Raw genomic sequence first — 9,886 nt, 5'->3', positions numbered from 1 at the left:
AGCTGTTCCTGTATATTCTGGATATAAATCAATTTGGTTATGAACTAAGGCATCAAAACAGATTTTAGTGCCCCCCAACCCTGATTTAGTCGATACTTGAAGATCAGTATTTCCTTCAATCAGCATTTTATACAACTGCGCCAAAATATATTGTTCGCCAAAGATTTTAGAGCCAACCCTGATGATGCCTTTATTTCGCTTTCCTGGTGGATGGTATAGCTTGTTTAGCTTTAAAAAATCCATCGCAATCTTCTCAGGACTTTCATGCAATTGATCTGCTTTGTAATTGAGCGTCGTCATGGTCTGGTCGTCAATTTTTCCAGCAAGCAAATTCAAGCACTTTTCCAACTCGGGATATTGATTGAGTGTGGCTTGTCGTACTATAGGTACAGCAGCATATGGAGGAAAAATATGCTGATCGTCTGTTAAGGTTTGCAAATCAAAGGATTTCACCCTGCCGTCGGTGCTGTAGCCGTCAATGACATCGAGTTTTCCTTCAAATACGGCCTTATATTTCATGGCATCGCTGATGACTACCATATCCATATCGAAACCGTAAACTGCTTTTAGTCCTAGATATCCATCACTTCTACCCATAAATTCAGGCGTAAAACCTGCCAGCATCCTACCACCGATTTTTGTTGGCAGAAGATAAAAAGAGGTGAAAAGCACCAATAGAAAAGGCGTAAGGATATAAAGCAAGTTAAGCTTTTTTAAGCTCATTTTTTGAAGGAGGGAAAGTAAATAATCAAGTAGGATAGCTAATAAGGCTGCAGGAATGGCGCCGGCCAGGATCATATGGCTATTATTTAGTGCGATCCCGCCAAATATAAACTCTCCTAACCCCCCTGCGGCAATATAGGCTGCTAAAGTTGCTACCCCAACATTGATCACTGTAGCTGTTCTTATGCCGGCCATGATCACCGGGAAAGCTAGGGGCAACTCCACTTTATACAAAATTTGCAGGCTGCTCATGCCCATTCCTTTTGCGGCATCTTTAACAACAGCGTCAACCCCTGAAATACCGGTATAGGTGTTTCTTAATATAGGCAACAAAGCATATAAAAAAAGTGTAAGAATGGCTGGTAGAGCACCAATGCCGAGAATTGGAATCAAGATACCTAATAAGGCAATACTGGGTATGGTTTGCAACACGCCTGTAAATCCAAGTATGGACCCTGCAAAGCGTGGTTTACGGGCTATATAAATGCCAATTGGCAATGCAATGAAAATGGCTAGAATTAACGATATTAAAGTTAGCGCCAAATGGGTAACAGTTTGATTGAGCAACTGTCCAGACTGGAGATGCACAAATTGCCAGAAATTTTGAGGCTCTTCCATGTTTAAGGTTTCCTCTCCCCTTTGATGAGCTGTTGTAGATCTGTACTGTTTAAGCTTTCCATCTTTTCCCAGGCTGTTTGTTCACCCATATGTAAAGATTTAAGCTCCAATAATAAGCGTTGGTCTTTTAAAAAATCGGTTACAAAATCATTTGCAGGGTGATGAAGCAATTCCTCTGGAGTTCCAAATTGCATCACTACACCTTTATCCATCAAACAGATTTTATCTGCCATCTCAAATGCTTCCTGGATATCATGTGTTACCATTACAATAGTGAGCTGTCTAAGTTCATCCAATTGCATAAAATCTTTTCTGATGCGTATTCTGGTCAGGTTGTCTAAAGCGCCAAAAGGTTCATCCATCAGCAGCACTGGTGGGTTGGTCATTAAAGCTCTTGCTAGGCCAACCCTTTGTTGTTGTCCCCCACTTAAGGCCTTCGGATATTGCTTTTGGAGCCCAGGGTCAAGGTCAAGCTTTTCAAATAGCGCTGCACTGCGCTCTACTATGCGCTGTGTATCCCATTTCAGCAAACGCGGTACAATAGCAACATTTTCTGCAACAGTATAATGAGGAAATAAGCCATGATGTTGTAACACGTAGCCAATGCTCCTTCTCAATTGTTCAGGCTGTTGTTCAGCTACATCAACACGGTTAATATATACCTGACCAGCATCTGGTGTTTCCAGCTGATTGATCATCCTTAAGGTGGTGGTCTTACCACAACCGCTAGGGCCCAGGAGTATCATGTTCTCTCCTTCAGAAACCTCAAAGCTAACCTTGTTTACGGCAGTGGTGCTTCCAAAACGCTTCACTAATTCCGTTGCTTTAATCATCTAAGGCCATGAAAAGGTTATTTAATGACTCTGCATATAAAGGGTGAGCAAAAATGGTATACCTGATTTGCTCATAGGTAATGCCACCCATCATCGCCATCTGCAGGATAGACATTACCTCACCTCCCTCTTCTCCAATAATGGTGGCCCCGAGAACCTGCTTGCTTTTCTTATCAACGATGGCTTTCATAAAGCCCCTTAACTCCGCAGTTTCTATGGCACGCGCCACGTTTTTCATGGGTATTTTTGCCACCAGGTAATCCAGTCCCTGCTCCTTTGCTTCCATTTCGGTAATCCCTACTCTACCTACCTGGGGGTCGGTAAACATGCAATAAGGTACTATACGTCCTTTGGTACTCAGGTTTTTATGATTCAGCAAATTCCCTGTCACTACAACATAATCATTGTAAGAAATATGTGTAAATGCTGGTCCACCTTTCACATCACCCAAGGCATAAATGTTTTTAACCGAGGTCTCCAGCTTTTCATTCACCTGAATAAATCCCTTATCATCGCATTTGATTCCTGTTTTCTCCACCCCCAATTGTTTCGTTTGTGGTTTTCTGCCCGAAGCCATTAAAACATGACTGCAGGTATAATGAGTTTGTTCTCCAGGGCCTTCAACGGTAACTTGGATATCGCCTGTGCCTTCATTTTCAAACTTTACAGCTTTGGTATTTACAAGCACCTTGATTCCTTCTTCTTCAAAAAGAGCAGATATCACCACACAAACATCATCATCCTCATGAGGCATCAGGCGATCGCCTCTTTCCAATAAGGTTACTTCAGCACCAAAACGTCTGAACATTTGTGCAAACTCTAAACCTATATAGCCACCACCCACAATAAGCAAATGCCTGGGTACTTCTTTCAATGCTAAAATACTGGTAGAAGTTAAGTAGTTAATGTCCTTTAAACCTTCCATATCAGGTGTGGAAGGACTTGTGCCGGTATTGATAAAAATGTGTTCTCCATGCAAGTTCAATATTTGACCATCCCGACCTGTAACTTGAACAGTGTTGTTATCTATAAATTCAGCCTCTCCGTATATAAACAAGATATTTTCTGCTGCTTCAATTCCTTTTACAGCACCGCCTCTAAATTGATCCACGATGGCATCCTTACGTGCCATAATAGCTTCAAAATTGATTTTATAATCGCTGATTTCTATACCAAGATCATGACTACGACTGGCAAGGTAGGCCATCCTTGCTGAGGCTACCATCGATTTTGTGGGTGTACAACCGTCATTGATGCATGTTCCACCAATTTCTCTTTTCTCAATCAGGGCAGTTTTCCATCCTGCCTCACTTAGTTTTTTAGCCAGCGGAATACCCGCCTGTCCTGCACCAATTACAATTGCATCATATGATTCCATACCTTTATAACAACGTAGAAGGAAAAAAAGTAACTTTCACCCTAAAATAAAAAAAAGATCCTTATCGAAAGGACCTTTTTTGCAATGTCAAGAAAAAAATTGTTTTATTTTACCTGATCAAGAGGCTTCCTGTGCTGGTCATCGGTAGACTTATCTGCTGCCGTACAATCAGAATGCATCGGTCACAAACCATATTCTTCACATGGAGCCACATGTCAGATCTCCTCAGCCTTAAAGCCAGCTTCCTTTAAGGTGTTGATGATCGTTTCAGCACTTACATTTCCTTCCACTGTCAATGTTTTTTCAAGTGTACTGGTATCTACAGACCAGGAACTGATTTCTTTCTGCTCATTTAAAAAAGGAGTTACCGTAGCTATACAGCCTCCACATTTGATATTAGTTTTAAATTTTAAAGTTTCCATTTTATGTTTTGTATTTTGATGATGTTATTTTATAAATTTTAAACGAAGGCTATTGCTGACTACAGACACCGAACTGAGTGCCATTGCAGCACCTGCAATCATTGGATTCAGCAAAAAACCATTAAAAGGATATAATATTCCTGCTGCAAGAGGAATGCCAATAAGGTTGTAAATAAAGGCCCAGAATAAATTTTGTCGGATTGTTTTTACTGTTAATCTTGATAAACGTAATGCTTTAGGCACTTGTAGTAAATCTGAAGACATTAAAGTGATCTTAGCCACATCTATGGCAATATCAGATCCTTTACCCATGGCAATAGATAAATCAGCTTGTGCCAGCGCCTGACTATCATTAATGCCATCACCTATCATAGCTACTACCTTTCCCTGTTCCTGAAGCTTCTTCACAAACTCAGCCTTATCTGCTGGCAGGACTTCCGCCTGGAAATTTAATATCCCCGTTTGTTGGGCTACTGCAGCTGCCGTATGCTGGTTGTCGCCGGTTAACATATAAACCTCAATGCCCTGCTGTTGTAAAACCTGTACTGCTTTTTTGGACCCTGTTTTTAATTCATCTGCAATGGCTATGATCAAGATCACCTCTTCTTGATTGCTGAAATAAATTACTGTCTGCGCTTTTTCTTCTAACTCCTTAACTTTCAAACATAAAGAATCACTTACTTTAATGTTTAGTTCAGAGAGAATCCGGTGACTACCCGCATAAAATTTTTGCGCCTGATAACTGCCACTTACACCTTTTCCTGTTAAACTTTCGAAATTCATTAAGCTAAGACCAACTACAGACAACCCTTTCAGGTAAGCAACAATGGCTTCTGCTAATGGATGTTCTGACTGTTTTTCCAACGCTAAAAGTACCTGCAACATTTCTTGCTGCTCTCCTTTAAAATTGTCGGCCCAATGTAATTGCGTTACAGTAGGCTTGCCTTCTGTAAGTGTACCTGTTTTATCAAGAATAACCGCATTAACTTTGTAGCCTGATTCTAATGCTTCTGCGTCTTTGATTAAAATGCCTGATTCTGCACCTTTTCCAATGCCCACCATGATGGCTGTGGGCGTGGCCAATCCTAAGGCACAGGGACAGGCGATGACTAAAACAGTAACCATTGCCATTAATCCGTGTGTAAACCCACTGCTGCCTGCAAATAAAATCCAACAGCCTAAAGTCACTATGGCAATTAAGATCACAATAGGCACAAATATACCAGCAATTTTGTCTACTAACTTTTGAACCGGTGCTTTAGACCCTTGTGCATCCTGCACCATTTTAATGATTTGCGCCAGCATGGTATCCTTACCAACCTTTTCAGCAATAAAGCGAAAACTGCCCTTTTGATTAATGGTACCAGCCAATACTTTTGTGCCTGCCTCTTTGAATACCGCAACAGGCTCGCCACTAATCATACTTTCATCTACATAAGAATTTCCACTGGTCACTATTCCGTCAACGGCAATCTTCTCTCCCGATTTAACAATTAATTCATCACCTATATTAACAGCATTTACCTCAACCTCTACTTCACCATTATCAGTTACTAAATGTACTGTCTTTGGTTGTAAGCCTATCAGCTTTTTAATGGCGGTTGATGTATTTGATTTGGCATTTTCTTCCAGTAACTTCCCTAACATGATGAAAACGATTACCACTGCAGCGGCCTCGAAATATACATGTGGATGCAAACCTCTGGAAAGCCAGAACTGCGGATAAAAGCTGTTAAAAACACTAAATATATAGGCTATGCCTGTACTTAGTGCGACAAGACTGTCCATATTGGCACTGCCATGTTTTGCCTGTTTTACTGCATTGATAAAAAAGCTTTGACCAAACACAAATAAAACCGGGGTGGTTAACAGTAGCATCAGGTAGTTGGCATAGGGCATATCCATAAAAAACATACCTATTACCACTATTGGTAAAGTGAGTATAGCTGCAGCAATGGTTTTCTTTTTTAATGCCTGATATAAGTCTGCCTTAATTTCTTCCTGTTGTTGCTCACCCGTTTCTTCGTCTAAAATTAAATCATATCCAATATCCTGAATAGCCTTTTGCAGAACCTGAGGGTTAACCATTTTAGGATTGTAGACTACATTTACACGTTGCGTTGCATAATTAACTGCGGCACTGCTTACACCTGGCTGTGCAGCAATTTTAGACTCTACACTAGAAGCGCAGCTTGCACAGGTCATACCCAATACAGGCAATGATGTATTTTTAACAGTTCCTTGTTCTTTCATCTTTCTTAATTTATAACAAAGATACCTGCTTTAAGCATTTTCGTTTTACATCATTCAGTAATATTATTGCATAATTTCGTTAAGCCTGAAACCCTATAAAAACAATTTATTGAAAATTAAAGTTTAATTGACATGGAACCATTTAACATTAGAGTAGGATTTGGAAAAAATGAAGTCACCCTTACTATTTTACCCACTGAGGAAGGCTATTATAAAGTGATCTATTATGGGGGGATTTTAGGTGCCATTCAATATCTAAAAGACACAGATAGCTGGGAGCAAGTACCTCCTGAAGATGTAATTGCAGGCGACTTACCTTTGTATAGGCCTGATTTAGAAGAAGAGCGTACAGAAATTGAGCTGACAGAACAAATGATAGAAGAAATTGGCGAAGAAATTACTCTTTTGAAAAAATCAAAAGAGTAATTTCACCCTCCGTTTCTTAGGATTGTTGTAATTGATTCTTATTCACTTTCAGTATAGAGAATTTTGATTTGGCTAATTCAAATGCACCAAACATCAAAAATCCAAAAACAAGGTTGCTCACCAATAGGTTGCGTTCAAAAGGAATAGCCGCAATTAAAGCAGTAAGGTAACCATTGAAAGTTTGAGGGTAGATTGATCCTGTCATAAGTACCACACCTATATCAGAAATTAACCAATGAATGAAAACCGTTGCAAAAGAAGCAAGGAATAGATTGACAACGTTTATCTTTTTAAGGAAAGTACCGGCAAAAACCATCAAGGCAAAGCTTAAATAAACCCAGAAAGCACCTTCATAAAAAAGAACAAACTTCTGGTAATACATAAAGTTCAATAACAAATCGCTCACAAATAAAGTAAGCATTGGTACTGCATAAGCTTTTATTTTGTCTGAAAAATAAGCTCCACCAAACATAGCCATTGCACCTATAGGTGTAAAATTAGTCCAGGAGCTGAAACTTCCTAAATTCAAAAACCGCGTAGCGGCGGCTGCAACAACGATAAGAATAAGGAAAGAATTACGGAAATTTATTTTTTTTAAGGACATCGTATAGGTTTTTTAAAATGTAAAAATATCAAATCTTAGCGAATATTAAAACTAATACCTGCATTCATATTAAAGCCCATGCTGCTATAGCCATAAAACTCTGTGTATTTCTCATTAAATACATTTTTTAAATCTGCAAAGAGCTTAAGCCGCTGACCTATAAGCGAATATTCAGCATAGAAATCCAACAATTTATAGGCCGGCAAGTCTACAAAGGTATAAGTAACAAAATCACCATCCTTCCGTTTTCCTGTATATTTAAAAGTCGAGCTTACATACAAAGTTTTACTAAGCTGTAAACCAGCGTTTAAACCGTAAACATGTTTTGCTTTTCTGACTAAAAAATCTGAGACTTCATTGGTGATGTAGTTAAATTCTGTACCATCTACAAAGGCATAATAGCCTTTTGCTTGAAATTTTCCAACTTTAATGCCTGGCTCTACTTCAAATCCCTTAACCTTTTGATCGGCAAGGTTGATGTAACTTGTATTACCATAGACAATTGCATCAGTGAGGTCACGCTTAAAACCTGCTAAACGCAAGGTGTACCGGTCATTAGCAAATTTAAAGTCAACTCCAGCTTCGTAATTTTTAGAATGCTCTGGTTTTAACTGCAAGTTGGCCCCGAACTCTCCAAATAAATTATCAAGCGTGGGCGCTTTGAAGGCCGTAGAAACTGTTCCATAGAGTTTAATATGCTTATTTAGTGCAATGGAAGGTGTAATATTAAAGGTGTAATTTTCTCCGTATTCTTCATGTTTATTGTAACGACCGCCTACTTCAAGGTTAAAAATACTGAGGTCATGTAGAAATACAGAACCATAAATAGCGAACAAATTGGTGTGTGGTGATAGGCCTGAATTTAACCTAAAACTGCTTGACCTGTTATCTACCCCTAGCAACATATTAACATGCTCACCAATGTTCTGGTTGTAGAACAAATCCAGGAGCTGCATCTTTCCTTCGGAGATGCTGTTTCCAAACTGACTTTTCGAATCTGTGAGGGCATTCTCATAACTGTAATTAAAGGTAAGTTTACCTGATCCGAATTCATACTTGCTATTAAAGCCACCATTAAAATACTTTAATTTGTAATTGTTATCCAAATGATCTTCAAATGCATTGGCATCGAATTGGTAATGGCCATAAAAATACCTTAAAAATGGGTTGATACTCAGGTGTTCATCTGCCTGTAAAGAAAATGTAGCATTTACAGCACCAGTATGATGGCCATCTTTTTCAAAAACTTCAGTACTATTTACTGGTGCGGCAGCTTCAGAAATACCGTCGGTTTTCACCTGGGTATAAGCTATATTGTAAGAGAATTTATCTACATGGCTGCTGATACCGATTGTTCCCTTATAGGTGTCATAGCTTCCCATACTGGCAACGCCATACACACTGTTCCCACCTTTTGCACCCTTTTTCGTAATAATGTTAATCACTCCAGAAATTGCATCCGAACCATATATGGTTGATTGGCCACCTTTTATGATTTCTATATGATCTATCTGATCAATTGAATACATGCGGAGATCGAAGGCTGACCCATTTCCAACCGGACTACTCACTAAGATGCCGTCTACTAAAACCATAGCATATGCTCCTGATGCTCCACGAATGAAAACACTTTTGTTTAAGCCCATGTTCCCCGAAGCTCCACTGACAACTATACCTGCTTGTTCATTAAGCAGATCTGTTAAATTTTTACCATGACTACGTTCTAACACCTCTGGGCCTATAATAGTGACTACCTTCCCGGTTTGCCTTTGCTTTTGATCATTTTTACTGGTGGAAATAACCACTTCATCTAAATTTTGGTCCTCTTGAGCATTGACCGTGTTTACTAAAATAAAAGGTGAAGATAAAAGTAGAGAGGAAAAGAGTATTTTGTTCTTAAAATTCATATTCATTTAGATGTCGCTATATTTAACTCATTAGCATTGAAAAGAATAGACAAGGAAGATAGCAATACCTTATTTAGATCGCTTGAGCAGCAACAAAGCATGCAAATGTATCAAATTTGTGAGCCTCTACAAAGATCTTATTCCTATATTTAGCGCAGTAAATTCTTTTTTATGTTCAAAATAACTTCGTTCCTGCTTTGCTTTTTAAGTTTACAATCTATGGCACAAAAAACCGACACCTTGTTACTTGAAAAATTAATGAATGGTAAACCCGAATTGTTTTCTACCATCATAAATCACCCCCAAAAACACCAGGTCCAAATACGCTATACACAGGTTATCCGCGACAAAAACAATAAACCATCATTTAAAACTTATAGTTATAACCTCGATGATCACCATTATTTTTATCCCGCAAGCACAGTAAAACTCGCTGCAGTCATATTTGCCCTTGAAAAGGTGAATGAACTAAAAATAAAAGGACTGAATGCCAATAGTACCATGATTACTGATAGCAATTTTATAGGACAGACAAAAGTAGATAAAGACCTTACTGCAGAAAATGGCTTACCCTCTATAGGTCATTACATCAAAAAAATTCTTTTAACCAGCGACAATGATGCTTTTAACCGCTTATTTGAATTTATAGGCAGAGCTGAGCTCAATGCAAAGCTTACAAAATATGGTTTAAACAACAGCAGGATCTTAAACCGATTGGCTAT

General features: G+C 38.9%; 9 protein-coding genes. 2 read left to right on the top strand and 7 right to left on the bottom strand.

The window, feature by feature from the left end:
• The 5 genes from ACR2F7_RS05870 to ACR2F7_RS05850 all read right to left on the bottom strand — a co-directional run.
• On the bottom strand, positions 1–1,341 hold a 1,341-nt coding region (locus tag ACR2F7_RS05870), incomplete at its 3' end, for an ABC transporter permease/substrate-binding protein (protein ID WP_432712655.1).
• Between the two features lie 2 nt (positions 1,342–1,343).
• Positions 1,344–2,174: an ATP-binding cassette domain-containing protein gene (locus ACR2F7_RS05865; RefSeq protein ID WP_432712654.1), complete on the bottom strand. Its 831-nt coding sequence runs from the start codon at positions 2,172–2,174 to the stop codon at positions 1,344–1,346.
• Positions 2,167–3,552 carry a mercuric reductase gene (locus ACR2F7_RS05860; protein ID WP_432712653.1) on the bottom strand — a complete coding sequence of 462 codons (1,386 nt, stop codon included), beginning with the start codon at positions 3,550–3,552 and terminating at the stop codon, positions 2,167–2,169. The genes ACR2F7_RS05865 and ACR2F7_RS05860 overlap by 8 nt, the downstream gene beginning before the upstream one ends.
• Before the next feature lie 215 nt (positions 3,553–3,767).
• A complete protein-coding gene (locus ACR2F7_RS05855) occupies positions 3,768–3,974 on the bottom strand; it encodes a heavy-metal-associated domain-containing protein (protein WP_432712652.1) in 207 nt (68 codons plus the stop codon).
• 24 nt (positions 3,975–3,998) lie between these two features.
• On the bottom strand, positions 3,999–6,227 hold the full coding sequence (locus tag ACR2F7_RS05850; RefSeq protein WP_432712651.1) for a heavy metal translocating P-type ATPase: 2,229 nt from the start codon (positions 6,225–6,227) through the stop codon (positions 3,999–4,001).
• 132 nt (positions 6,228–6,359) lie between these two features.
• Here ACR2F7_RS05850 and ACR2F7_RS05845 point away from each other — a divergent pair, with 132 nt between their 5' ends.
• On the top strand, positions 6,360–6,653 hold the full coding sequence (locus tag ACR2F7_RS05845) for a hypothetical protein (protein WP_432712650.1): 294 nt from the start codon (positions 6,360–6,362) through the stop codon (positions 6,651–6,653).
• A gap of 16 nt (positions 6,654–6,669) precedes the next feature.
• On the opposite strand, the gene ACR2F7_RS05840 is transcribed toward ACR2F7_RS05845, so the two are convergent.
• Both ACR2F7_RS05840 and ACR2F7_RS05835 read right to left on the bottom strand, forming a co-directional pair.
• Positions 6,670–7,257, bottom strand: a complete 588-nt coding sequence (locus ACR2F7_RS05840) for a DUF6580 family putative transport protein (RefSeq protein ID WP_432712649.1) — start codon at positions 7,255–7,257, stop codon at positions 6,670–6,672.
• 35 nt (positions 7,258–7,292) lie between these two features.
• Positions 7,293–9,170, bottom strand: a complete 1,878-nt coding sequence (locus ACR2F7_RS05835; RefSeq protein ID WP_432712648.1) for a TonB-dependent receptor plug domain-containing protein — start codon at positions 9,168–9,170, stop codon at positions 7,293–7,295.
• 213 nt (positions 9,171–9,383) lie between these two features.
• Between ACR2F7_RS05835 and ACR2F7_RS05830 the strand changes: the two genes are divergently transcribed.
• Positions 9,384–9,886, top strand: a 503-nt coding sequence (locus ACR2F7_RS05830) for a serine hydrolase (RefSeq protein ID WP_432712647.1), incomplete at its 3' end; no start/stop codon positions are given.

This window comes from Pedobacter sp. (assembly GCF_045628745.1).
Taxonomy (GTDB): Bacteria; Bacteroidota; Bacteroidia; order Sphingobacteriales; family Sphingobacteriaceae; genus Pedobacter.
Note: the sequence above shows the minus strand (reverse complement) of the source record. Positions and strands in the feature narration are given on the sequence as shown.

Excerpts from the sequence above, each read along its gene's own strand:
- ACR2F7_RS05865 (WP_432712654.1), bottom strand. The coding sequence starts at position 2,174 with ATGATTAAAGCAACGGAATTAGTGAAGCGTTTTGGAAGCACCACTGCC.
- ACR2F7_RS05860 (WP_432712653.1), bottom strand. The coding sequence starts at position 3,552 with ATGGAATCATATGATGCAATTGTAATTGGTGCAGGACAGGCGGGTATT.
- ACR2F7_RS05855 (WP_432712652.1), bottom strand. The coding sequence starts at position 3,974 with ATGGAAACTTTAAAATTTAAAACTAATATCAAATGTGGAGGCTGTATA.
- ACR2F7_RS05850 (WP_432712651.1), bottom strand. The coding sequence starts at position 6,227 with ATGAAAGAACAAGGAACTGTTAAAAATACATCATTGCCTGTATTGGGT.
- ACR2F7_RS05845 (WP_432712650.1), top strand. The coding sequence starts at position 6,360 with ATGGAACCATTTAACATTAGAGTAGGATTTGGAAAAAATGAAGTCACC.
- ACR2F7_RS05840 (WP_432712649.1), bottom strand. The coding sequence starts at position 7,257 with ATGTCCTTAAAAAAAATAAATTTCCGTAATTCTTTCCTTATTCTTATC.
- ACR2F7_RS05835 (WP_432712648.1), bottom strand. The coding sequence starts at position 9,170 with ATGAATATGAATTTTAAGAACAAAATACTCTTTTCCTCTCTACTTTTA.